Genomic DNA, 24,182 nt, shown 5'->3' on the forward strand with positions numbered 1-24,182 from the left:
GCTGATAACACAAGTTTCTGCTGATTCTGCCGTACTTTGCAGACGAAGATTTGCAGAAGAAGAATATAAACATAAATAAAAAGAAGGACATGAAACGATTCTATTTACTCCCTATTGTATGCTGTGCTTTGAGCATCAGCCTTTCGGCACAAGAGAACAACGGCACTGCAACCACCTCCGGTGCGGACGACAACCGCATCCTCAGCGCCGACAGCCTTATCACGACCGATGCCCGTCTGGACAGTCTTTATCAGACCTTGCCGGAAGTGATGATTACCGGTGAACGCCCCATCGTTAAGGCAGCGCAAGGCAAGCTGGTGTACGACCTGCCCCGCCTTATCCAGAACCTCCTCGTAGACAATGCCTACGATGCCGTGAAAGAGCTTCCCGGCGTCATCGAGATGAATGGAGGGCTGCAGTTGGCAGGTCAGGGAGTCACCGTTATCCTGGACGGCAAAGTAACCACCCTCAGCACAGAGCAGCTCTATTCCTTGCTGCGCAGCATCCCTGCCAGCCGCATAGAGAAGGCGGAAGTGATGTACAACGCCCCTGCACGCTACCAGGTGCGTGGCGCACTTATCAATATCACCTTGAAACAATCGGTAGGCGGCCCCGGCTCCTGGCAAGGCGAACTCTATGCCAAGTATCGCCAGAAGCATAACGAAGGCTTTGAGGAACGCGCCAGCCTGCTCTTCAGCAAAAATAAATTCTCAGCAGATTTTCTTTACTCGCACAGCCATGGCCGGGGCTACTCTACTACCGACAAAGAGGCTGTGCACACCCTGGCAGACGGCTCGGTTCACCCCATGACAACATATGAGGTGGGCCGTGGCCGCAGTCATACCCATAATTTCAGGGTAGGGGCGGACTATAACATCGCCAAGGACCATCAGCTGAGTTTCGTCTATAACGGTGGCTATTCCACCTCCCACAACTGGAAGGGCGTGACGGGCACGCAGGTGTCCACAACTCATGGCAATAGCACCGACTGGCTGCACAACGGCCGTCTGGACTATCGTACCCCTTTCGGCCTCAAAGCCGGTGCCGAACTGACCTACTACCGTTCCCCGTCCGACCAGTTGCTGCATAGCCGCATGCAGGACGAGGAACTCGACTTCTACACCGAAGATTGCCAACGTATCAACCGATGGAAATTCTTTCTGGCCCAGGAGCACAGTCTGGGAAAAGGTTGGGATTTGAATTACGGAGCCATCTATACTACCAGCATCGACAACAGCTACCAATATTATTATGACCCCGAAACCGGCGGACAACTGACCTCATCGGATGCCTTGAGCAATATGAAGTCCCGCCGCCGCGAGCAGACCTGGAATATCTATGCAGGTTCCAGCAAGAGTTTCGGCGACAAACTCGCTTTGGACGCTTCCCTGGCTGTGGAGCATTACAAGACTCCCGTCTGGAACCAGTGGGACTGGTATCCCATCGTCAACTTGAACTATATGCCGTCACCGGGACATATCCTTCAGCTCTCTCTGAGCAGCGACAAGGACTATCCCGACTACTGGGCGGTGCAGGATGCCGTCTCTTACATCGGTGGCGGATACTCTGAGCTGCATGGTAATCCGTTGCTGAAACCGGCGCAAGAGTATGAGCTTAAAATGACCTATATTTTGAAGAGCAAATACATCTTCAGCGCTTGGTTCAACCATACCAAGGACTACTCCGTACAGACGCTCTACCAATCTTCCGAACGTCTGGTTGAAATCTACAAGACACTCAATTTTGATTATCAGCAACAAGCAGGTATACAAGCCTCTATCCCGTTTAAGGTGAAGGATTGGTTGAATTCTCGCCTTACCCTCATCGGCTTGTGGCATCGCGAAAAGGATGGTGATTTCTGGGATATTCCTTTCGACAGAAAGCAATGCTATGGCATTGCCCAGATGAACAATACTTTTACTCTCTCCACCAAACCCGACTTGAAGCTGACGGTGACCGGATTTGTGCATAGTAAAGCCATTCAGGGCATCTACGACCTGCCTACGTCGGGCAATGTGAATATTGCCCTGCGCTACGGCTTCGCCAAGAACAAAGCCATTCTCAACCTCTATTGCAACGATATTTTTGAGACGGGACAGATTTCTCCCCGCATCCGTTTCAAGACGCAGAATGTGACGAATCATTACTCATGCTTCCGCGAATTCGGCGTATCGTTTACTTATAAATTCGGTGGATATAAGGAGAAGCAACGGGAGGCGGTGGATACGTCGCGGTTCAAATAGATAGAAGATGCAGGTGGTCAGGTGAAAATACGGTATTCTTTTGTACTTTGCCACATCTTTCGTACTTTTGCAACTTTCAAAACATTAAAGTTGTTATTTAAAGAAAAGACTCTGTATGAAATCGGACATTGAAATAGCCCGCAGCATAGAGCTGAAGAAGATAAAGCAGGTGGCTGAAAGTGTGGATATCCCGCGTGACGAAGTAGAGAACTATGGCCGTTACATAGCCAAGATTCCTACGCATCTGATTGATGAAGAGAAAGTGAAGAAGAGCAATCTGATACTGGTGACGGCTATCACGGCTACGAAAGCGGGTATCGGTAAAACAACCGTGTCCATCGGGCTGGCATTGGGGCTGAACAAGATTGGCAAGAAAGCGATTGTGGCTTTACGCGAACCCTCGTTAGGTCCTTGCTTCGGCATGAAAGGCGGTGCTGCCGGTGGAGGATATGCCCAGGTGCTGCCCATGGAGAAGATAAACCTGCACTTTACGGGCGACTTTCACGCCATTACCTCCGCACACAACATGATTTCCGCTTTGCTCGACAATTACTTGTACCAGCATCAGGCGGATGGCTTCGGACTGAAAGAAATCATCTGGCGGCGCGTACTTGATGTGAATGACCGTTCCTTGCGGAGCATTGTCACCGGATTGGGACCGAGCACCAACGGCATTACCGAGGAGTCGGGCTTCGATATTACCCCGGCTTCCGAAATTATGGCTATTCTCTGTCTGGCAACAGACCTCGACGACCTCCGTCGCCGTATTGAAAATATTATTCTGGGATTCCGTTTCGATGGTACTCCTTTCACAGTGAAGGAGTTAGGAGTAGCCGGTGCCATTACCGTACTGTTGAAAGATGCTATCAACCCCAACTTGGTACAGACTACCGAAGGCTCTGCTGCTTTTGTTCATGGAGGACCGTTCGCAAATATTGCCCATGGTTGCAACTCCATTCTTGCCACAAAAATGGCCATGACATTTGGCGATTATGTAGTGACGGAAGCCGGTTTCGGGGCTGACCTGGGTGCGGAGAAGTTCTACAACATCAAGTGCCGCAAGAGCGGCCTACAGCCCAAGCTGACGATAATCGTTGCTACCGCACAAGGACTGAAGATGCATGGCGGTGTCAGTCTGGACCGCATCAAGGAACCCAATATGGAAGGACTGAAAGAGGGCTTCGGCAATCTGGACAAGCATGTACGCAATTTGCGTTCATTCGGCCAGCAGGTCATCGTGGCATTCAACCGTTTTGCCAGTGATACGGACGAGGAGGTGGAAGCTATCCGCCGCCATTGCGAAGAAAAGCTTGAGGTAGGTTTTGCCGTGAACAACGCCTTTGCCAAAGGAGGAGAGGGAGCCGTTGACCTTGCCAATCTGGTAGTAGATACTATCGAGAACAAACCATCCGAACCGCTGACCTTCACCTACGAAGAGAGCGATTGCGTGGAACGTAAAATAGAAAAGGTAGCCTGCAACCTCTACGGGGCAAGCGTAGTGACTTACAGTCTCCACTCCCGCAAAGTTATCAAACTGATAGAGCAGATGGGTATCAGCCATTACCCCGTCTGTATTGCCAAGACGCAGTACTCCTTCTCTGCCGACCCGAAGATATACGGTGCAGTCAACAACTTTGAGTTCCACATCAAGGATATTGTGGTCAATAACGGTGCGGAAATGATTGTAGCCATCGCCGGTGAAATTCTCCGTATGCCGGGATTACCCAAGAAACCACAAGCCGAACACATTGATATTGTGGACGGAAATATAGAAGGGCTGAGCTAAACGCGCGGAGCGCGTTTAGAATTAAAAATTAAGAATTAAAAATTAAAGGCTGCGCAATGTTCGCTTTGAACTGCGCAGCCTTTAATTTTTAATTCTTAATTTTTAATTCTGTTTGCTTATTAATAAGCAAACAGCGGGTATTCTTTCATCTTCGCATTGACGTGTGCACGTACCTCTGCGATGACTTGTTCGTTGTCTACGTTGGACAGAACGGTTTCAATCATCTCGGCAATTTCGAGCATCAGGTCTTCCTTGGCACCACGGGTTGTGATGGCAGGAGTACCCAGACGGATGCCGGAAGTCTGGAAAGCCGAGCGGCTGTCAAACGGAACCATGTTCTTGTTTACGGTGATGTCGGCAGATACCAACGCCTTCTCGGCAACCTTACCGGTCAAATCGGGATATTTGCTGCGCAGGTCTACCAGCATGGAGTGGTTGTCCGTACCGCCGGAAACGATGGTGAAGCCACGGTCTATCAAGGCTTGTGCCAAGACAGCGGCGTTTTTCTTCACCTGCTTGGCATATTCTTTCCATTCCGGTTGCAGGATTTCGCCGAAGGCAACGGCTTTGGCTGCGATGACATGTTCCAGCGGACCACCTTGGATACCGGGGAATACGGCTGAATCCAGCAACTGGGACATCATCTTGATTTCTCCCTTCGGAGTTTTCTTGCCCCAGGGATTGGGGAAGTCCTTACCCATCATGATAACGCCACCGCGAGGACCACGCAGAGTCTTGTGGGTAGTGGAGGTCACGATGTGGGCATATTTCACGGGGTTATCCAGTTCACCGGCTGCAATCAGTCCGGCAGGATGAGCCATGTCAATCATTAGGATGGCACCTATCTTGTCCGCGATTTCGCGCATGCGCTTGTAGTCCCATTCGCGGGAATAAGCAGAACCGCCGCCGATAATCATTTTGGGTTTCTCGCGCAGGGCAACTTCTTCCATCTGGTCATAGTCCACACGTCCGGTTTCCTGGTTCAGATTGTATTCGCAGGGAGTATAGATAATACCGGAAGTGTTGACCAGTGAGCCATGGGAGAGGTGACCGCCGTGTGCAAGGTTCAGTCCCATGAATTTGTCGCCCGGATTGAGCACGGCGAGGAATACGGCTGCATTGGCTTGTGCACCGGAGTGCGGCTGTACGTTGGCCCATTCTGCGCCGAAAATCTGTTTCAAGCGGTCGATGGCAATCTGCTCACTCTGGTCCACTACCTCACAACCACCATAGTAACGCTTGCCGGGGTATCCTTCAGCATACTTGTTGGTGAGGCAGGAGCCCATTGCCTGCATAACCTGGTCACTTACAAAGTTCTCTGATGCAATCAGTTCAATGCCTTTGAGCTGACGTTGGTGTTCTTTTTCGATAAGTTCGAAAATTAAATCATCTCTTTTCATTCTGCTTATTAGATAAGTTTGATAAATCTGTGTTCTCTTATTAAGCGCACAAATTTACGGGAAATAAATGAATAAATTGAAAGAAAAGGAAGAAATTTACTGTCAAAAGAACACTCCGAAAGAAAAACTCAGCACATTGTCCCTGCGGTGAAAACGGATTTCGTTTTTCGTGTTTTCGTCAGCAGCGTTGTTGTCGGCCGGAATATCGTATGTCACGCTCTTGGAGATGTTGTGCAGCCCCATGTCGTAACGGAAGTCGAAAAAGACGCGTGAGATGGTGACGGATACGCCGACGGTGAAACTGAGATTGAGCGGACGCAGCCTTTCACGGATATTCACCTGGTCGAAATTCTCGAAGTCGATGTCACTTTTCCTGTCCCATATATAGCGCACTTTGGGTCCTCCAAAGACGGCAAGGCTGTACGGCCCCTCCTTGATGAAGTTGTATCCGTAGATGACGGGGATGTCTATACTGTGGATGGACGATGTAATGGAGGCTTCCTCCAGCCGGGCTCCTGATGCGGCGTCTTCGGGCAGAGGTTTCTCGAAGGTGATGTTGCACCGGTTGATGTTGTAGGATATTTCCGGTTGCAGGAAGTGGCGGTCGAAGTTTATCCGCATGAAAAGGGAACCGAAATATCCTATCTTGTAATTGTTCTGCACTTCGTCAATGGGTACTCCGTTGACACTGAACTGGGATACAAGGAACAAGGAAGAGGTGAAACCGCCTTTGAAACCGAAATTGACCGGAGTTTCCTTGCGGTGTCCGGAATGCTCTTCGTCGGCAGTACCGGGCACAACCGGAGTCTGTCCCCACATCATGGCGGGGAAGGCCAACAGATATAAGCCCATCAAGATTCGTCGCAACTCCATCTCTTAAAACCTTTATCGCATTATTACTTCTTTTTCTCTACTGACCATCCGAATTTGCCTATCTTTTCTCCCAGCTCATAATATCCACCGTGCACATAGACCAAGGGATTCGTTTCCGCCAGTTCCAGTTTGCCGGTTTCAGGGTTCAGATTACGGGTATCGGCACGTACATTTACCACATCCGCTATAAACATGTCGTGCGAACCGAGAGCCATAATCTCCTTTACCCGGCATTCTATGCAAAGCGGTGATTCCTCGATAAGAGGCGCGCTGACTACGGTGCTTTTCCCCGGTGTCAGATGCATTTCCTCGAATTTGTTGTAGTCCTTTCCGGAGCGTACGCCACACCAGTCCGTGGCCCGTGCCATATCTTTCGTGGTGAGGTTGATGACGAATTCCATATTCCGCTTGATGATGTCGTAGGAGTGGCGTTCGGGGCGTACGGAGATGTAGCACATGGGCGGGTTCGTACAAATCGTCCCCGTCCATGCGATAGTCAGAATGTTATATTCCTCCGGAGTGCTTCCGCAGCTCACCAGTACGGCGGGCAGCGGATAAATCATGGTTCCGGGTTTCCAGTCTTCTTTCATATAATCTCAATATCTTCTCTGGTCTGCTCCTTTTCGCAGTAGTGACATTTGATGACGCAATTGTCCTTATCCACGACATGAAACAACGTAGGCATAGGCTCATTGTTCGTGATGCACTTCGGGTTGGCGCATTTCACGATTCCGCGCAGCTCTTCGGGCAGGCGGACTTCGCGTTTCTCCACCACTTCGTAGTCGCGGATAATGTTCAGTTTTACATTGGGAGCCACCACGGCGATACGGTTTATCTCTTCGTCGCAGAAGAACTTGTCGGCAATCTTGATGATGCCTTTCGTGCCCAGCTTCTTGCTCTTGAGGTTGAAGCCGATAGTGATATTGTTGCTCATGTGTTCCAGTCCGAGCAGGGAGACTACGGTAAACAGTCTCTCGGAGGGTATATGGTCTATTACAGTGCCGTTTTCCAGAGCAGCAACCTGCAATTCCTGTTTCTTTTCGCTTAACATCTTGAAATATTAGTTATTAGACGATTCTACTGAATTACTCCTTTACTCTTTTTCACCTCATCCAGCGTGATGCCCAGTACATCGCACAGAATAGCTTCACGGGCATACAGTCCGTTTTGTGCCTGCTGGAAATAGTATGCCTTGGGATTGTCGTCCACATCATAGGCTATTTCGTTGACACGGGGCAACGGATGCAGGATGCGCAGGTTGGGACGGGTATGTTCCAGCATCTTGTTGCGCAGGATGTAGACATTCTTCACCCGCTCGTACTCCATAAGGTCGGTGAAGCGCTCGCGCTGCACACGGGTCATGTAGAGGATGTCGGCATCAGCAATGATTTCTTCCGTAAAGTCCGTATGTTCCACGTACTTGATGTTGTGCTCGCGGCAGTAAATTTTGTATTCTTCGGGCATCCGCAACTCGTCGGGAGCGATGAAGTGGAAAGTGGGGTTGAAGTGGCGCATGGCCATCAGCAGGGAGTGGACGGTACGGCCATACTTCAAGTCGCCGACCAGGAAGATATTCAGATTCTCCAGCGTGCCTTGCGTCTTGTAGATGGAGTAGAGGTCGAGCATGGTTTGTGAGGGATGCTGGTTGGCACCGTCTCCGGCATTCACAATAGGCACGGTGGTGACTTCACTGGCATAGCGTGCGGCCCCTTCGAGGTGGTGGCGCATCACGATGATGTCGGCATAGTTGCTCACCATCTTGATGGTGTCTTTCAGCGTCTCGCCCTTGGATGAGCTGGTGGCCTTTGGGTCGCTGAACCCGATGACACGTGCTCCAAGCCGGTTGGCGGCAGTCTCGAAACTGAGGCGTGTACGGGTGGAAGGCTCGAAAAATAAGGTGGCAACTACTTTCCCGTCCAATATATGCCGATTGGGATGGGCTTCAAACTCTTTCGCCATCTCGAGCATATAGAGGATTTTTTCCCGGCTATGCTCGGCAATGGTGACTAAACTTCTGTTTTCCATATCGTTGAATTCATTTATACTTTTCGAGAGTGTAAAGTTACGGAAAATATGCGGGCTACGGAAATATGCGGGGAAGTTTTTTGCGAAATATGGGCTGTTTTTTTAACCGTGTGGCTTGTTGTCCGGAATGCCACACTTCATCATCCGAAATGCCACACTTCGACAAAGTAAATGCCGCATTTCGCGAATGTTCAAGTGTGGCATTTGCCTTAGTCAAGTGCGGCGTTTGCCTTGTCGAAGTGTGGCATTCCGGACAGTGAAGTGTGGTATCTCTTTACGCCGTCGCCGTCGTTCTTTTTAACGACAACGTCGTTTTTTTCTCTTCTCTTATTATCTTAATCTCCTCTTACGCGCGCGAGGGCAAGTTTTTATTGTTCCAATCTGTATTATAGCTCATTACGATGTATTTTTCCTTTCCGATTTTTTCTTCAAGTTTTCTAATTGTTTTGCAATCGTTTTGCATTTCACTGAGAGTTTCCATTAAAATAAACGGGCGTTTTTTTTGTGGATGCCGGAAATCTTATCCTGAAAAAGATATAAAAAGCATAGGCACATCCAATATATTTCCGTACCTTTGCCCTATTATTGAACTTTGATTTTAGCAACTGAAACATGATAAGGAAAGTCGTCAAAATCCTATGGATTTTCATCGCACTGATTTCGCTGGTGTGTGTCTTTATATTCTTTTCCATAGCCAAGGGCTGGATAGGCTATATGCCTCCGGTGGAAGACCTGGAAAATCCGAATTACAAATTTGCCACAGAAGTCTTTTCCGAGGACGGAAAAGTATTGGGTACTTATTCCTATAGTAAGGAAAATCGCGTGTTTGTGGGATACAATGATTTGTCGCCCAATATCATCAACGCCTTGATAGCTACGGAAGATGTACGTTTTGCCGAACATTCGGGCATTGATGCCTACGCCCTGACGCGTGCCATAGTGAAGCGCGGTATCCTGATGCAGAAGAATGCCGGCGGTGGCAGTACCATCACCCAGCAGCTTTCCAAGCAGCTTTATTCCCCCAGTGCCGACAATGTGATGGAACGTCTGTTCCAGAAGCCTATCGAATGGGTGATTGCCGTAAAGCTGGAGCGTTACTATACAAAAGAGGAAATCCTCACCATGTATCTCAACAAGTTCGATTTCCTGAACAATGCGGTAGGCATCAAGACTGCTGCCTTTACCTACTTCGGTTGCGAACCGAAAGATTTGAAGATTGAGGAAGCGGCTACGTTGGTGGGCATGTGCAAGAATCCGTCTCTCTATAATCCGGTGCGCTACAATGAACGTTCCCGTGGACGGCGCAATGTGGTGCTCGACCAGATGCGGAAAGCGGGATATATTACGGAAGCCGAGCGCGACTCCCTCCAGGCATTGCCTCTGAAACTGAAGTACAACCGTGTGGACCACAAGGAAGGGTTGGCCACTTATTTCCGCGAATACCTGCGCGGCGTGCTCACCGCCAAGAAGCCCGACAAGGCCAACTACCGCGGTTGGCAGATGCAGAAATACTACGAGGATTCACTCGACTGGGAGAACAACCCGCTCTTTGGATGGTGCGAAAAGAACACCAAGAAAGACGGTACCAAATACAACCTCTACACCGACGGGCTGAAAATCTATACCACGCTCGACTCGCGTATGCAGCAGTATGCCGAGGATGCCGTGACAGAGCATCTGAAGGAACTGCAAGGTTACTTCTTCAAGGAAAAGAAAGGGGCCAAGAAAGCTCCCTACACCTTCCGTCTGACCCAGGAGCAGGTGGACGAGATTCTGGGACGTGCCATGAGGTTGTCCGACCGCTACCGCATTATGAAGAAAGCCGGAGCCACCGAAGCTGAAATAAAGAAAGCCTTCGATACCCCGGAGGAGATGTCCGTATTCAGTTGGGAAGGGGAGAAAGACACCATTATGACCCCGATGGATTCCATCCGTTACTACAAGTTCTTCCTTCGTGCCGGTTTCATGTCCATGGACCCGCGCAGCGGACATGTCAAGGCATACGTAGGCGGACCGAACTACCATTACTTCCAGTACGATATGGCCATGGTGGGACGCCGCCAGGTAGGTTCTACCATCAAGCCTTTCCTTTATACATTGGCTATGGAGAACGGTTTTTCTCCCTGCGACGAAGTGCGCCACGTGGAATACACGCTGATTGATGAAAACGGAAAACCGTGGACGCCGCGTAATGCCAACAAAAAGCTGATTGGTGACATGGTGACCGTGAAGTGGGGGCTGGCAAACTCGGACAACTGGATTACGGCCTATCTCATGAGCAAGCTGAATCCCTATAATCTGAAACGTCTTATACATACTTTCGGTGTCCGCAACCGTGATATAGTACCTTCCGTTTCACTCTGTCTGGGCCCGTGCGAGATTTCCGTCGGCGAGATGGTAAGTGCCTATACCGCATTCCCCAACAAGGGTATCCGGGTAGCTCCGCTGTTCGTGACCCGCATCGAGGACAACGACGGAAACGTGCTGGCAACCTTTGCTCCCGAAATGCAGGAAGTCATCAGCGTATCCAGCGCTTACAAGATGCTGGTCATGCTGCGTGCCGTTGTCAACGAAGGTACCGGAGGCCGTGTGCGCCGTCTGGGTGTGAAAGCCGACATGGGCGGCAAGACCGGAACGACGAACTACAATGCCGACGGCTGGTTTATGGGCTTCACGCCTTCGCTTGTGTCCGGTTGCTGGGTGGGCGGTGAGGACCGCGACATCCACTTCGATACGATGCTTCACGGACAAGGTGCTTCCATGGCATTGCCTATCTGGACCAAATACATGGTGAAAGTGCTCGGTGACAAATCTCTGGGATATGATGAAAATGAAACATTCCAGTTGCCCGAAGGCTATGACCCGTGCAAGGATGATGTGAATCTGGAAGGAGACACCCATATAGAAGAACCGATAGAGGGACTCGACGAACTGTTTAATTAGTTGAAAGGTGAAAATTGAAAGTGGAAAGGTAAACTTTCAATTTTCACCTTTTCCCCTTTCACCTTAAAAAAATGGATTATACGATTAGTATTGGGAGCAACGAGCAGCGGAGGGAGAACATGGAACTGGCTCGCAGACGCTTGACGGAACTTTTTTCGGGAATACGTTTCTCGGAAGAGGAGGAGACGGTACCTTTGTTCTTTCACCGTCCGAATCTGTTCTCCAATCAGGTGGCATGCTTTGCTTCCGATAATCCGGTAGAGGAAGTCACCGCCTGCCTGAAAGCCATCGAACGGGAAGCCGGAAGGAAGCCCGAGGAGAAGGAGCAGGAAATTGTACGGCTGGATATAGACTTGTTGTCTTGTGACGGGACTGTCTATAAGCCAAAAGATTTGAAACGTGATTATATCCTGCGAGGATTGAAACAACTGTTATAATTAATAAAGAATATAAGGAGATGGGTCGATAGTATATGAACACTTTCGGACACACTCTCATTTTAAAAAACGAAGATTGAAAATGAAATTTTTAGGAATCATACCTGCCCGTTACGCATCTACGCGTTTTCCAGCCAAACCATTGGCGGTGTTAGGTGGAAAAACCGTGATACAGCGAGTATACGAGCAAGTGGCAGGAATCTTGGACGATGCATACGTGGCTACGGACGATGAGCGTATTGAAGCCGCAGTAAAAGCATTCGGAGGAAAGGTGGTAATGACTTCCACCGAACATAAAAGCGGCACCGACCGCTGTCAGGAAGCTTGTACAAAAATAGGAGGACAGTTTGATGTCGTGGTGAATATCCAGGGGGATGAGCCTTTCATCCAGCCTTCGCAGTTACAAGCCGTCAAAGCATGTTTCGACGATCCGGCCACCCAGATAGCCACTCTGGTGAAACCCTTTACGGTAGATAATGGTTTTGAGGCACTGGAAAATGTGAACTCTCCGAAGGTTGTGCTCAACAAAAACAGGAATGCCCTCTATTTTAGCCGTTCCATCATTCCCTACCAGCGTAATGCGGCGAAGGAAGACTGGCTGAAGAACCATACGTATTATAAGCATATCGGCCTTTATGCCTATCGCGTAGAGGTACTGAAAGAGATAACCGCCCTTCCGCAGTCATCCCTCGAGATTGCCGAATCATTGGAACAGCTTCGTTGGTTGGAAAACGGATACACTATCAAAGCAGGTATCACGGATGTAGAAACTATCGGCATAGATACTCCTCAAGATTTGGAACGGGCAGAAGAATTTCTTAAAAGCCATGGGCTGTAAACTAGAAAGCCCATGCTGAACCGAAGTGACCAACCCCGGATTCTTGAACCGGAACAACTGGTGGTGCAAAGGCCGGAACGTATCAAGTTGCCTAATGGCGTGCCATTGAGCGTGCTCAATGCCGGTGACAATGAAGTGACACGTATCGATCTCCTCATGGCAGGCGGCCGATGGCAACAGAAACAGCCCTTGCAGGCGTTGTTTACGAACCGCATGCTTCGCGAGGGCACCCGACGCTACGATGCCGCCCGGATAGCGGAAAAGCTGGACTATTACGGAGCCTGGCTGGAATTGTCCAGTGCATCCGAGTATGCCTATGTCACCCTTTATTCTCTGAATAAATACCTTCCCCAAACGCTTGACATATTGGAGTCTATCGTCAAAGAGCCGGTATTTCCCGAGAAAGAGCTGGGAGTGATTGTAGACAACAATATCCAGCAGTTTCTTGTCAACTCTTCCAAGGTGGACTTTCTGGCGCACCGCGGATTGGTGAAGGCTCTGTACGGCGGGCAGCATCCCGGTGGACGTCTGGTGCAGGAAGAGGATTATCGGCGCATCACTCCTGCGGTGCTACGCGAGTTTTATGACCGTTACTATCATTCCAATAATTGCAGCATCTATCTCTCGGGTAAGGTAACCGGTGATTGCATCCACAGGATAGAGTCCTTGTTTGGCTGCGAGGCTTTCGGTACGGATTTCCGCAAACCGGAGAAGACAGAATTCCATCCGGTTACCACCTCCGGAAAACGTATCTTCATCGAACGTCCGGACGCCCTGCAAAGTGCCGTCCGTATGGGCATGCTTTCCCTGGACCGTAATCATCCGGACTACTTGAAGGCCCGCGTACTGGTCACACTGTTCGGGGGTTATTTTGGCAGTCGCCTGATGTCCAATATCCGGGAAGATAAAGGATACACATACGGTATCTCCGCAGCCATCATGCCCTATCCGGGGCAGGGAGTGTTGGCGGTCAGTGCCGAAGCCGCCAACGAATTTGTGGAGCCTCTTATCGGTGAGGTTTATCATGAAATAGACCGCCTTCAGAACGAGCTGGCTTCCGATGGAGAGCTTTCCATGGTGAAGAACTATATGTTGGGAGACATGTGCCGTAGTTATGAATCTGCATTCTCGCTGGCAGATGCCTGGATTTTTGTGCAGGTATCGGGCTTGCAGGATACCTACTTTGCCGAAGCACTGGATGCTGTCAAGGAGGTTACTCCACAAGAAATCCGTGAACTTGCAGGGCGGCATTTATGCAAAGAGAAATTAAAAGAAATAGTGTGCGGCAAAAAAATGTCATAAAAAGCGGGAGTTATCGCATCATTTTACCGGATAAATCCTACCTTTGTCAATTATCAACTATCAATTATCAATTAATGAAATATCTATATACTGCACTCATTCTGGCTTTCTTATGCCAAGGTGGAGCCACTGCCCAGGAAAAAAAAAGCGGCTTTTTCGATAAAGTGAAAAGTACATTCTCTTCGGAGATAAAGATAGGTACCTATACGTTCAAAGATAACGGGGCCGTCTATACCGGTGAAATAAAAGGGCGCAAGCCCAATGGAAAGGGGAAGACCGTTTTCAAGAACGGCGACGTCTACGAGGGTGAGTATGTGAAGGGCAAGCGTGAAGGCTACGGTACATATATGTTTCCCGACGGTGAAAAGTATGAGGGGCAATGGTTTCAAGACCAGCAGCATGGTAGGGGTATCTACTATTTTATGAATAACAACCGTTATGACGGCATGTGGTTTCAGGATTACCAGCACGGTAAAGGAACCATGTACTATTACAATGGTGATATTTATGAGGGCGACTGGGTGAATGATAAACGCGAAGGCCAAGGAACGTATACCTGGAAGAACGGTTCCAAGTATGTAGGCTCGTGGAAGAATGACAAGAAAGACGGCAAAGGAACACTGACCTGGAATGACGGTTCCAAATATGACGGAGAGTGGAAAAATGATGTCCGGGACGGTAAAGGAACTTTTGAATATGCCAACGGTGACAAATACGTAGGTGACTGGAAGGACGACATGCAGCATGGCAAAGGTATTTACTTTTTCCATACCGGCGACCGTTACGAAGGTTCTTATGTTCAAGGTGAACGTACCGGAGAGGGCATTTATTACCATGCCAGCGGCAACAAGTATGTGGGCAGCTTCAAGGATGGAAAGCAGGAAGGCCACGGCACATTTACGTGGGCAAGCGGCGCCGTTTACGAAGGTAATTGGAAAGATAACCAACGTGACGGATACGGTACTTACAAATGGAATGTAGGTGACTCTTACGAAGGTGAATGGAAAGACAATAAGTTCAACGGCCAAGGTACCCTGATTCAGACCGATGGAACCAAATATAAAGGCGGTTTTGTGAACGGTATGGAAGAAGGTAGCGGTATCCAGGAGGACAAGAACGGAAACCGTTATGAAGGCTTCTTCAAACAAGGCAAGAAACACGGTCCGTTTGTAGAAACAGACAAGAACGGAAAGGTGATACGAAAAGGAACCTACAAGATGGGAAGGCTGGAGAATTAGAATTAAAAATTAGAAATTAAAAATTAAAGGCTGCGCAATGTTCACTTCAGAACCGCGCAGCCTTTAATTTTTAATTTCTAACCGCTCCGCGGTTAGATAATGTATTGTGAACTGATTGATTCATTGTTCATCACCCGCTTGATGGTTTCGGCGAACATATCGGCAATGCTCAACTGTTTAACCTTGTCACATTTTTTAGAGTAGGGGATACTATCAGTAAATACCATTTCCGTTAGTGCGGATTCTTGTACACGGAAAGAAGCAGGGTCGGACATTACGCAGTGGCTGGCAATGGCACGGACAGATTTGGCTCCTGCTTCCAGCATGATGTTGGCAGCCTTGGTAATGGTTCCTGCTGTATCTACAATATCGTCTACCAATACTACATTCTTGTCTTTTACATCACCGATGATTTGCATGGTGGCAACCACGTTTGCTTTTTCGCGTGTCTTGTTGCACAATACCAGGGGTACACCGAGGTATTTGGAGAATGTGCTGGCGCGTTTTGAACCGCCGACATCCGGGGTGGCGATTACCAAGTCTTCCAGTTTCAAGGATTCAATATAGGGGAGGAATACTGCTGATGCATACAAATGATCCACCGGAATATTGAAGAAACCTTGAATCTGGTCTGCATGAAGGTCCATCGTAATCAGACGGTCGATACCTGCAACAGAGAGCAGGTCGGCCACCAGCTTGGCGCCGATGGAAACACGGGGTTTGTCTTTTCTGTCCTGACGTGCCCAACCGAAGTAAGGGATAACGGCTACAACGCTTTTTGCCGATGCTCTTTTAGCAGCATCAACCATCAGCAGAAGTTCCATCAAGTTGTCAGAATTAGGGAAGGTTGATTGAACCAGGAATACATGCGAGCCACGGATAGATTCCTCATAAGAGACTGCAAACTCACCATCTGCAAAATGGGTGATGTTCATCTTTCCCAGAGGGCAATCAAGGCTAGCGCAGATTTTCTCTGCAAGGTATCTCGAATTTGTTCCGGAGAATACCATAAAGGGTGCTTTTTCGCTCATTTGTGTAATAGATGTTACCTATTTGTTAATTTGCATGCAAAGGTAGGAATTTCCCGTTACATAAAACAAGAGTTATTGTATAAAAATTATTTTTCTTTCCCGGATTTATTCGTAGCTTTGCTTTATGAAACGACTTTCTTTTATATGGTTTGCGGGGTTGTTGTGCCTTTGTACAACAATGGTTTCGTGTGTGGGAACGGCACCCATGAAGGAAGTACGCCTTATCGACTCTCTAAACCAGGTGGCTTATGCTTTTCGTTATAAAAACCTGGATTCATCCTGCCATGCGGCATCAAGGGCCTACCGTGAAGTCAGCCTCTATAAACAAGGAAAAGCGGAAGCATCCAATAATCTGGGCTTTTGTGCTTTTATGCGCATGGATTTTGAGCAGGCCGAAAAGTTTCATATGGATGTCTATAATCTGACCAAGAATGAACTGGAACTCCTTATTGCCGACATCGGTTTGATGAAGATTTATCAGCGGACGGCGTTGAACAAGGAGTTCTACGATTATCGCAATAGTGCCTTGCACCGTATGAAAAGAATAGCGGAGGATGACAATCTGTTTGTGGACCAACACGAGCAAATGCGTTTGAATTATGCCCGTTCGGAATTTTATATTGTATCTGCTGTGTATTATTATTATTTGCAACAGCGTCCGGAAGCTGTAGCCTCTATTAATGAAGTTACTAAAAAACAAGAGTTGCTGGCAGATACCAATCAGCTGTTGTATTATCACTACATCAAAGGTTCTGCTGCCTTATGCGAGGGTGAGACACCGGATGAGCGAAGACTGAGAGAATTTGATGAGCTCTATACCGCATGGCAGTTGGCTTCGCGCAAGGGCTATCTTTACTTTGAGGGCAATGGAGTGCAGGGACTTGCCAACTTGATGGCTTCACCGGATAATTACGCATTTTTTCAAGACCGCCGCTCCCATGCCTTGACACGTTTTGGAGTACCGGTAGATTCGCTGCTTCCCATGCGTCTGGGGCAGTTGGCATTGCAAAAATTCAGCCAATACAAGGATTTGTATCAGATAGCAGGTGCATATGTATCTATCGGCAAATACCTGAATGCCCACAGTCACTATACAGAAGCTCTTGACACGCTAAAACTTGCTCTGGAATGTGTAAATGACCATCACCGCCTTTTCTATGACTGCCACGATAGTTTGGACTGGCTGAAAGCATTTGACCGTCGAGATACGATTTGTGCGGAGAAGGCATGGATGGAGCAGAAACTGAAAACCGTGCCCGAGTGGATTTCACGTATTCGTGAACAGTTGAGCGTTTCGTATGCAGGACTCGGGATGAAAGAAAAATCAGACTATAACCGCAATATTTACCTGGATATCCTTGAAGATACACGCCAGGATAAAGAGCTGGAAAGCCGCTATCAAGCATTGGAAAAGGAGGCGGGGCAGCTCAACGTCGTGTTGTCACTGGTCATTGTGGGCTTCGTGCTTGTATCCCTCTTTTTCTGGTTTTTCAACAAGCGTTCCAAAGACCGGAACAGAGTGCATCTCCGCCGTCTGCAGCTGATGCTGGATATCTGTCAGAAGATAACGGCATCCATTCCGGCAGATGCACAGACTGAGGAGGAAATCATCGACTCTATCCGGACGGCTGTCTGCCCGGAATTGGAAAAGCTGTTTGGAGTGAAGGACATCCGCATAGACAACGGGCAATTAGTGTTCCCGCGTCGGATGAGCAAGGATGAGCAGGCGATGGTACGGGTGATAACCCCCTATATCCAATGGGCAATCGACAACGGCATGACGTCCATCTCCCTTGGGGATGAGCGCCGCAGACTGGAAAAGCAACGCTACATTTACGAGCAGCACATCGCGGGGAACAAACGGCAAAATCTGATAAAGAAAGCATGTATGGCTATTGTCAACGGGATTCATCCGTACATAGACCGTATCATCAACGAAGTGCAGAAACTGACTCAAAAAGGATTCATCAAAGAGGAACGGATAAAGGAGGAGAAATACCAGTATATCGACGAGTTGGTTACTACCATCAACGAATACAATGATATTCTTGCCCTTTGGATAAAGATGAAGCAAGGAAGCCTTAGCCTGAACATAGAGACGTTCGAATTGAATGAACTTTTCGAGCTGCTCAGGAAAGGAAGCCGTACATTCGAGATGAAGAGACAGTCGTTGGAGGTGCAGCCTACGGATATCCGGGTGAAGGCAGACAAAGCCCTTACATTGTTTATGATAAATACACTGGCAGAGAATGCCCGTAAATATACCCCTCAGGGCGGTATGGTGAAAGTATATGCACGGCAGGAGGAGGATTACGTGGAAATCTCGGTAGAGGATAATGGTTGTGGATTGTCACCGGAAGATGTAGCTCGCATCGTGGGAGAAAAAGTATATGACTCAAAAGCCATCGGTATGAGTGACGCTCCCGACAAGGAGGAATTGAGGAAGAACAAAGGAAGTGGCTTTGGACTGATGAACTGTAAGGGCATCATTGAAAAATATCGCAAGACGAATGATTTGTTCAAGGTCTGTCTGTTCAATGTGGAGAGCGGGCTGGGAAAAGGCAGCCGTTTTTATTTCCGTCTGCCTGCCGGTATCCGTAAGTCTGTGTCGGTGTTGCTCGTCGTGTTGTTTTTGTGCATGTCATCCTGCCGGCATGCTGTGGAACAGACTGCTTCCGGAGAGGTGTTGCCGGATTCTTTGGCACTGCTTGCACAGAATGAATACGAAGCTTTGCTGGACGAAGCCTCCGATTATGCCAATGAAGCTTATTACTGCAATGTGGACGGAGAATACGAACTGGCTTTACAATACATAGATTCGGCAATGTATTGCCTGAACGAACATTACAAGCAATACGCCCATCCTATACATCGCTATATGACGCTGACCGGAGACGGGACGCCTGCGGAACTGGATTGGTGGAACCAGATGTTCAATTCGGATTTCCATGTAATTCTGGATATCAGGAATGAAGCGGCAGTCTCATTTCTTGCATTGAAGCAATGGGATGACTATAGTTATAATAATGCTGCCTACACCACCTTGTACAAACTGTTGGGAGAAGACCAATCCTTGGAAGAATATTGCCGGCAGCTGGAGCGTTCCACCAACAACAAGATGGTGGGCATTTTGCTGGCGGTGATTTTGCTGTTCGTATTGCTGTTGGGATATTACATACTCTACTTCCGTAAACGTCTGGTGAACCGCTGGAATCTGGAGCAAGTACTGGAAATTAATGGAAAGGTGTTCAATGCCTCCTTGTTGCCGGTTTCGGATACGGAGGAAATGTTGCAGCGTGAGGAGGATACATTGAAGGAAATCCCGCGGCAGATTGTAGGTTCCGCTTTTGATGCAGTGAACGAACTTTTGAGTATCGACCGGTTAAGCATAGCTGTATACAACGAGACTACACATAAGCTGGAATACACTTCCAATCCAGTGGAAGATACCGCCGTGGACGAGTTGCCTATCTGGAGGAAATATATGGAGAATTGCTTTGAGCAGCAAGAGTACATATCGGAAAAGGGTATACAAACATTGCCGCTTGTTGTGGATGCGGGAAATATGTGTCGTTGCATAGGTGTGCTGTGTCTGGAACGCAGGGAAGGTACGGAGCAGGAGACCGACCATTTGCTTTTGGAACTGATAGCCCGTTATGTCTCCATTGTAATCTTCAATGCAGTGGTTAAGTTGGCTACGAAATACCGGGACATCGAAGTGGCTCAAGATGAAGCCCGGCGAGCTTCCTGGGAAGACAGTTTGCTGCATGTACAGAACATGGTGCTGGATAATTGTCTCTCGACCATCAAGCATGAAACGATTTATTATCCGAACAAGATAAAGCAGCTGATAGGGAAACTGCGGTCCGGCAAACAGACAGAAGCGGAGGAGCGGGAAACGGTGGTTGCCATCAGCGAATTGATAGAGTATTACAAAGGTATCTTTACGATACTCAGTTCATGCGCTTCCCGCCAGTTGGAAGAGGTGACTTTCAGGCGTGCGACAATATCTGTGCCGGAACTTATGGCTACTGCCGGGAAATATTTCCGCAAAGTGTATAAGGGAAACAAGGCGCATATTGATTTTAAGATACAACCGTTGGAAGGACGGATTACCGGTGACTGGAACCAGTTGCGTTTCCTGCTTGAAAACCTGATAGACGAGGCTTGCTCCGTAACTCTGGATGGAGCTGTCTGTCTGTCGGCCCGGGAAGATGGGGAATTTATACGTTTTCTGTTTATAGATATGCGCAGGGAAAAGACCCGTGAAGAATTGAACCAATTGTTCTATCCCGACTTGTCCCGCATGACGGCCGGTGAGAAAGGAGAACTGTATGGTACGGAATATCTGGTGTGCAAGCAGATTATCCGCGACCATGACGAGTTTGCCGGACGCCGGGGATGCCGTATCAATGCCGAACCGGGAAAGGAAGGAGGTTTTACAATATATTTTACGCTACCGAAAAAATGAAATATGGAAGACAAAAAATTTAAAGTAATCATCGTTGAAGATGTCAAGTTGGAGCTGAAAGGGACGGAAGAGATTTTCCGCCATGAAATTCCCAATGCGGAGGTAATAGGTACTGCTATGACTGAGCAGGAGTTCTGGACATTGATTGAAGCCGGCGTGCCGGATCTTGTTCTGCTGGACTTGGGACTGGGAGGTTCGACCACAATCGGGGTGGACATCTGCCGGAATATCTTCAAGCGTTATCCGGGAGTACATGTGCTGATATTCACGGGAGAAATATTGAATGAGAAGTTATGGGTGGACGTACTTGAAGCCGGCGCTGACGGCATTATCCTGAAAACCGGAGAGTTGCTGACCAAAACCGATGTGCAGGCAGTGATGGACGGCAAGAAGCTGGTCTTTAACTATCCGATACTGGAGAAGATAGTGGAACGCTTCAAGAAATCTGTCCTGAATGATGCAAAACGTCAGGAAGCAATCATAAGCTATGATATTGATGAGTATGACGAGCGTTTCCTCCGTCATTTGGCACTGGGCTATACCAAAGAAATGATTGCCAATCTTAGGGGAATGCCTTTTGGAGTCAAGTCGCTGGAGAAACGGCAGAATGACTTGGTCGGCCGTCTTTTCCCGCCTAGTGAACGGGTGGGGGTGAATGCCACTCGTCTGGTGGTGCGCGCATTGGAACTTCGAATCTTGAATATAGACAATCTGGAAGCCGACGATGAGTAAACTCCGAATGCCACATCCCGCTACGATGTTCTTCCTGCTGACGCTGGCAGTCATCCTCCTTTCATGGATATTCGATGTCTATGGCCTGAGCGTGCTGCAACCGCAGACTGGAGAAGAAATACGGGTGCAGAGCCTGCTGAGTCCGGAGGGCATACGCTGGCTGCTGCGCCATGTCATAACCAATTTTACGGGATTCGCTCCATTAGGGCTGGTGATTGTGGCTATGTTCGGAATAGGGGTGGCACAGCATTCGGGTTTCATCGATGCATGTATTCGCAGGGGGGTACGACGTCCACGTGATCCTTGGCGCATTATTCTGCTGGTCATTGTCTTAGGACTGTTGTCCAATATAGTGGGAGATGCAGGATATATCATTCTGTTGCCGATAGCTGCAACTTTGTTCCAGTCTGTCGGTCTGCACCCCATTGGAGGTATAATTACAGCTTATGTTTCAGTCTCTTGTGGCTATAGCGCTAATGTGTTTTTGAGTACATTAGACCCCATGATTGCCTCTGTAACGCAAGAAGCGGCTGATAGGATGAATATTGCTCCGGGGCAGACTGGACCGTTGTGCAATTATTATTTTCTCTTCGTTTCCACGTTCCTGCTTGCATTCATCATTTATCATATTACCCGCAGGAGCTTGTTGCCGCACTTGGGAGTGTATGCAGGGGATATTCATTTTAATGGCTACAAACAATTGTCCCGCAAGGAACGGAGAGCTATGTTGGGAGCTGTATTTGCAGGCTTGCTGTATATTGCCATTATTCTGTGGGCTACATTCTCTTCATGGGGGATATTGCGGAGTGTCAATGGTGGGTTGATTCGTTCTCCGTTTATAGTCGGTATTCTGTTTTTGCTTTCGTTTGGAATAGGTTTGATGGGGATGGTCTATGGTTTTGCCTCCGGCCGATACCGTACGGACGGTGATGTGATAGAAGGACTTACGCAGCCGATGAAACTGCTGGGCGTTTATTTTGTGATAGCTTTCTTTGCCTCACAGATGTTTGCTTGTTTTGAATATTCCCACTTGGACAAGTGCATTGCCATTTTAGGCGCTAATCTGCTGTCCTCCGCCTCTTTGAGTAGTTTATGGATATTGATTCTCTTCATTCTTTTTACGGCGCTGGTCAATCTCTTTATGGTATCTGCCACAGCTAAATGGGCTTTCATGTCTTTCATTTTTGTTCCGGTATTGGCAAGTATGGGCATTTCGCCGGATATGACCCAATGTGCGTTCCGTATAGGTGACAGTGCAACAAATGCCATAACACCTTTTATGTTCTACATGCCACTTGTCTTGACCTATATGCAGCAATATGATAGGCAATCCACTTATGGTTCACTGCTGAAGTATACTTGGAGATATTCTTTAGTCATTCTATTGGCATGGACTGCCTTATTTGTACTTTGGTACATCAGCGGTTTGCCATTAGGACTGTAATATCATAACCGATGAACAGCCCGTTTTCGATAACCCCGGTAATGGCTTTCAGTTTCTGTTCCAAATCAGGAACAATGTTGCTGAGATGAATGTCAAGAATGAAATTACCGTTTTCGGTAAATACCGGACCGTCTTTTCTTTCTGCAAGACGTAGGCTGATTTTTGAAGCTCCCAATAAGCGTATCTCGTTTTCCACATGGGAGAGAGCATGTGGAAATACTTCTACCGGTATGGGGTATTTGCTCCCCAGTTTGCTGACAAGCTTGCTCTCATCGACAATGATGTAAGTCTTACCACTGCTTTTAATTAGGAGCTTCTCCTTAAACATGGCTCCACCACGTCCTTTGATGAGGTTATTATGCGGATCCACTTCGTCTGCACCGTCGAATGTCCAATCCGGACGCTTATTCCACAGAGTAGTTTGCGGCAGGCCAAGCTGTATACATGTCATCGAAATTTCGGCAGATGCCGGAATGATTTCTATATGCAAAGATTCTTGTTTAACTCGTTGAGCTAATGCAAACAAAGTGAGATAAACGGTAGAGCCGGAGCCTGCTCCTATGACATCACCGTCTTTGGCCAGTCCGGCAATCTCCTGGGCTACCAATTCCTTACTCGCCTTATTGCTGATTTTATTTGACCATTGCAATTCTTGTATCAACTGATTTTCCCATTCCATCTCTTTAAAATTTAGTTGTTATTACTCTTTCATTCTTTTTCGGGTCAATGTTACTTTTCCTACTTGAATATTCCTCCATATTTTTACTTTTTATAATTAGTAACATTGATAATTTGCAAAATGTTTTAATACATCTGTATATAAATACCGTGTATCTTATTTGTAAAGGTAACTAATCATTACTTTTTATGTAGCAAATGAGCCTTTTATACATAGGTAACGAAAAAAGGTGATACAAAAATTTGCAATATTCGTAAAAAAGCGTACCTTTGCACCGCAATTAAGGCTGGTTCCGTAGCTCAGCTGGATAGAGCAACGCCCTTCTAAGGCGTGGGTCTTGCGTTCGAATCGCAACGGAATCACAAGAAAAAATGCTAATAGGTTCATTGACAACTTGTTAGCATTTTCTTTTTATGATAGTTGCACAACATTTGCACAACTCGCGAATAGGGAAAGAAAAAGCCGGGAAATAATTCCGGCTATATTGTTGTTTTAACCCCACCGCTGATTTTGGGAGTTGGGTCGTATTCTGCTTTTTGTCTTCGTTTCTCATCCTCGTCTTTAAGGTACTTGTTCCTTATCTCTTTGATGTCATTCGTCATTCCCCATACCTTGAAGAAGAGGATGATTTGCAGTACTCCGAATATTAGGAGTATGATGGTTAGAAAGTCAACCATAGCATTTGGAAAATCCAGTGTAAGCTGCCCCCTAAAACCAAGCGATTCTGCCCCCTTAAAACA

18 protein-coding genes and 1 tRNA gene are annotated in these 24,182 nt (G+C 47.9%); 11 read left to right on the top strand and 8 right to left on the bottom strand.

Going from position 1 to position 24,182, the window contains the following annotated elements:
- Positions 1-89: 89 nt before the first annotated feature.
- Entirely contained in the window at positions 90-2,243 is a 2,154-nt protein-coding gene (locus DWY55_RS09200) for an outer membrane beta-barrel family protein (RefSeq protein ID WP_120137742.1), read from the top strand.
- A 115-nt stretch (positions 2,244-2,358) separates the two neighbouring features.
- Complete coding sequence (locus DWY55_RS09205) at positions 2,359-4,029, top strand: formate--tetrahydrofolate ligase (RefSeq protein ID WP_005829089.1); 1,671 nt, start codon at positions 2,359-2,361, stop codon at positions 4,027-4,029.
- A gap of 119 nt (positions 4,030-4,148) precedes the next feature.
- Here DWY55_RS09205 and glyA read toward each other — a convergent pair whose 3' ends face one another.
- The 5 genes from glyA to pyrB all read right to left on the bottom strand — a co-directional run bounded on the left by glyA (position 4,149) and on the right by pyrB (position 8,327).
- Positions 4,149-5,429 (bottom strand): serine hydroxymethyltransferase, encoded by a 1,281-nt coding sequence (glyA, locus tag DWY55_RS09210; RefSeq protein ID WP_009038485.1) that lies wholly within the window; start codon positions 5,427-5,429, stop codon positions 4,149-4,151.
- A gap of 102 nt (positions 5,430-5,531) precedes the next feature.
- The gene (locus tag DWY55_RS09215) at positions 5,532-6,302 is read right to left on the bottom strand and encodes a porin family protein (RefSeq protein ID WP_008663573.1); all 771 of its coding nucleotides are present in this window, start codon (positions 6,300-6,302) and stop codon (positions 5,532-5,534) included.
- A gap of 23 nt (positions 6,303-6,325) precedes the next feature.
- Positions 6,326-6,892, bottom strand: coding sequence for a flavin reductase family protein (locus tag DWY55_RS09220; RefSeq protein WP_005829084.1), 567 nt, complete (start codon positions 6,890-6,892; stop codon positions 6,326-6,328).
- Positions 6,889-7,353, bottom strand: coding sequence for an aspartate carbamoyltransferase regulatory subunit (gene pyrI / locus DWY55_RS09225; RefSeq protein WP_005829083.1), 465 nt, complete (start codon positions 7,351-7,353; stop codon positions 6,889-6,891). The genes DWY55_RS09220 and pyrI overlap by 4 nt, the downstream gene beginning before the upstream one ends.
- A gap of 26 nt (positions 7,354-7,379) precedes the next feature.
- Positions 7,380-8,327 (bottom strand): aspartate carbamoyltransferase, encoded by a 948-nt coding sequence (pyrB, locus tag DWY55_RS09230; protein ID WP_005829081.1) that lies wholly within the window; start codon positions 8,325-8,327, stop codon positions 7,380-7,382.
- Positions 8,328-8,939: 612 nt separating this feature from the next.
- Between pyrB and DWY55_RS09235 the strand changes: the two genes are divergently transcribed.
- The 5 genes from DWY55_RS09235 (at position 8,940) to DWY55_RS09255 (ending at position 15,085) form a co-directional block, all read left to right on the top strand.
- On the top strand, positions 8,940-11,270 hold the full coding sequence (locus DWY55_RS09235; RefSeq protein ID WP_057255865.1) for a transglycosylase domain-containing protein: 2,331 nt from the start codon (positions 8,940-8,942) through the stop codon (positions 11,268-11,270).
- Between the two features lie 71 nt (positions 11,271-11,341).
- A complete protein-coding gene (locus DWY55_RS09240) occupies positions 11,342-11,707 on the top strand; it encodes a 2-amino-4-hydroxy-6-hydroxymethyldihydropteridine diphosphokinase (protein ID WP_005829072.1) in 366 nt (121 codons plus the stop codon).
- Between the two features lie 82 nt (positions 11,708-11,789).
- Positions 11,790-12,545: a 3-deoxy-manno-octulosonate cytidylyltransferase gene (gene kdsB / locus DWY55_RS09245; protein ID WP_016273726.1), complete on the top strand. Its 756-nt coding sequence runs from the start codon at positions 11,790-11,792 to the stop codon at positions 12,543-12,545.
- Positions 12,546-12,557: 12 nt separating this feature from the next.
- The gene (locus DWY55_RS09250; RefSeq protein ID WP_009038484.1) at positions 12,558-13,847 is read left to right on the top strand and encodes a M16 family metallopeptidase; all 1,290 of its coding nucleotides are present in this window, start codon (positions 12,558-12,560) and stop codon (positions 13,845-13,847) included.
- Positions 13,848-13,921: 74 nt separating this feature from the next.
- Positions 13,922-15,085 (top strand): phosphatidylinositol-4-phosphate 5-kinase, encoded by a 1,164-nt coding sequence (locus tag DWY55_RS09255; RefSeq protein WP_005829069.1) that lies wholly within the window; start codon positions 13,922-13,924, stop codon positions 15,083-15,085.
- 92 nt (positions 15,086-15,177) lie between these two features.
- Here the strand turns inward: DWY55_RS09255 and DWY55_RS09260 are convergent, their stop codons facing one another.
- Entirely contained in the window at positions 15,178-16,116 is a 939-nt protein-coding gene (locus DWY55_RS09260) for a ribose-phosphate pyrophosphokinase (RefSeq protein ID WP_005829068.1), read from the bottom strand.
- A gap of 124 nt (positions 16,117-16,240) precedes the next feature.
- On the opposite strand from DWY55_RS09260, the gene DWY55_RS09265 reads away from it, so the two are divergent.
- From DWY55_RS09265 to DWY55_RS09275, 3 genes are read left to right on the top strand one after another with little or no spacing between them, the layout of a single operon-like run.
- Entirely contained in the window at positions 16,241-20,587 is a 4,347-nt protein-coding gene (locus DWY55_RS09265) for a DUF5113 domain-containing protein (RefSeq protein ID WP_117878092.1), read from the top strand.
- A gap of 3 nt (positions 20,588-20,590) precedes the next feature.
- The gene (locus tag DWY55_RS09270) at positions 20,591-21,319 is read left to right on the top strand and encodes a DUF5932 domain-containing protein (protein ID WP_005829066.1); all 729 of its coding nucleotides are present in this window, start codon (positions 20,591-20,593) and stop codon (positions 21,317-21,319) included.
- On the top strand, positions 21,312-22,763 hold the full coding sequence (locus DWY55_RS09275; RefSeq protein ID WP_119958724.1) for an AbgT family transporter: 1,452 nt from the start codon (positions 21,312-21,314) through the stop codon (positions 22,761-22,763). The genes DWY55_RS09270 and DWY55_RS09275 overlap by 8 nt, the downstream gene beginning before the upstream one ends.
- Here DWY55_RS09275 and rpiA read toward each other — a convergent pair.
- The gene (gene rpiA / locus DWY55_RS09280; RefSeq protein WP_009038481.1) at positions 22,738-23,442 is read right to left on the bottom strand and encodes a ribose 5-phosphate isomerase A; all 705 of its coding nucleotides are present in this window, start codon (positions 23,440-23,442) and stop codon (positions 22,738-22,740) included. The two genes, DWY55_RS09275 and rpiA, sit on opposite strands and share 26 nt — an antisense overlap.
- Before the next feature lie 288 nt (positions 23,443-23,730).
- Here rpiA and DWY55_RS09285 point away from each other — a divergent pair.
- Positions 23,731-23,804, top strand: a tRNA-Arg gene (locus DWY55_RS09285).
- A 117-nt stretch (positions 23,805-23,921) separates the two neighbouring features.
- Here DWY55_RS09285 and DWY55_RS09290 read toward each other — a convergent pair.
- Complete coding sequence (locus DWY55_RS09290) at positions 23,922-24,119, bottom strand: hypothetical protein (RefSeq protein ID WP_005828941.1); 198 nt, start codon at positions 24,117-24,119, stop codon at positions 23,922-23,924.
- Between the last annotated feature and the right edge of the window lie 63 nt (positions 24,120-24,182).

Origin of the sequence: Bacteroides sp. AF25-38AC (assembly GCF_003602995.1) — a bacterium.
GTDB lineage: Bacteria > Bacteroidota > Bacteroidia > Bacteroidales > Bacteroidaceae > Bacteroides > Bacteroides uniformis.

Excerpts from the sequence above, each read along its gene's own strand:
- DWY55_RS09200 (WP_120137742.1), top strand. The coding sequence starts at position 90 with ATGAAACGATTCTATTTACTCCCTATTGTATGCTGTGCTTTGAGCATC.
- DWY55_RS09205 (WP_005829089.1), top strand. The coding sequence starts at position 2,359 with ATGAAATCGGACATTGAAATAGCCCGCAGCATAGAGCTGAAGAAGATA.
- glyA (WP_009038485.1), bottom strand. The coding sequence starts at position 5,429 with ATGAAAAGAGATGATTTAATTTTCGAACTTATCGAAAAAGAACACCAA.
- DWY55_RS09215 (WP_008663573.1), bottom strand. The coding sequence starts at position 6,302 with ATGGAGTTGCGACGAATCTTGATGGGCTTATATCTGTTGGCCTTCCCC.
- DWY55_RS09220 (WP_005829084.1), bottom strand. The coding sequence starts at position 6,892 with ATGAAAGAAGACTGGAAACCCGGAACCATGATTTATCCGCTGCCCGCC.
- pyrI (WP_005829083.1), bottom strand. The coding sequence starts at position 7,353 with ATGTTAAGCGAAAAGAAACAGGAATTGCAGGTTGCTGCTCTGGAAAAC.
- pyrB (WP_005829081.1), bottom strand. The coding sequence starts at position 8,327 with ATGGAAAACAGAAGTTTAGTCACCATTGCCGAGCATAGCCGGGAAAAA.
- DWY55_RS09235 (WP_057255865.1), top strand. The coding sequence starts at position 8,940 with ATGATAAGGAAAGTCGTCAAAATCCTATGGATTTTCATCGCACTGATT.
- DWY55_RS09240 (WP_005829072.1), top strand. The coding sequence starts at position 11,342 with ATGGATTATACGATTAGTATTGGGAGCAACGAGCAGCGGAGGGAGAAC.
- kdsB (WP_016273726.1), top strand. The coding sequence starts at position 11,790 with ATGAAATTTTTAGGAATCATACCTGCCCGTTACGCATCTACGCGTTTT.
- DWY55_RS09250 (WP_009038484.1), top strand. The coding sequence starts at position 12,558 with ATGCTGAACCGAAGTGACCAACCCCGGATTCTTGAACCGGAACAACTG.
- DWY55_RS09255 (WP_005829069.1), top strand. The coding sequence starts at position 13,922 with ATGAAATATCTATATACTGCACTCATTCTGGCTTTCTTATGCCAAGGT.
- DWY55_RS09260 (WP_005829068.1), bottom strand. The coding sequence starts at position 16,116 with ATGAGCGAAAAAGCACCCTTTATGGTATTCTCCGGAACAAATTCGAGA.
- DWY55_RS09265 (WP_117878092.1), top strand. The coding sequence starts at position 16,241 with ATGAAACGACTTTCTTTTATATGGTTTGCGGGGTTGTTGTGCCTTTGT.
- DWY55_RS09270 (WP_005829066.1), top strand. The coding sequence starts at position 20,591 with ATGGAAGACAAAAAATTTAAAGTAATCATCGTTGAAGATGTCAAGTTG.
- DWY55_RS09275 (WP_119958724.1), top strand. The coding sequence starts at position 21,312 with ATGAGTAAACTCCGAATGCCACATCCCGCTACGATGTTCTTCCTGCTG.
- rpiA (WP_009038481.1), bottom strand. The coding sequence starts at position 23,442 with ATGGAATGGGAAAATCAGTTGATACAAGAATTGCAATGGTCAAATAAA.
- DWY55_RS09290 (WP_005828941.1), bottom strand. The coding sequence starts at position 24,119 with ATGGTTGACTTTCTAACCATCATACTCCTAATATTCGGAGTACTGCAA.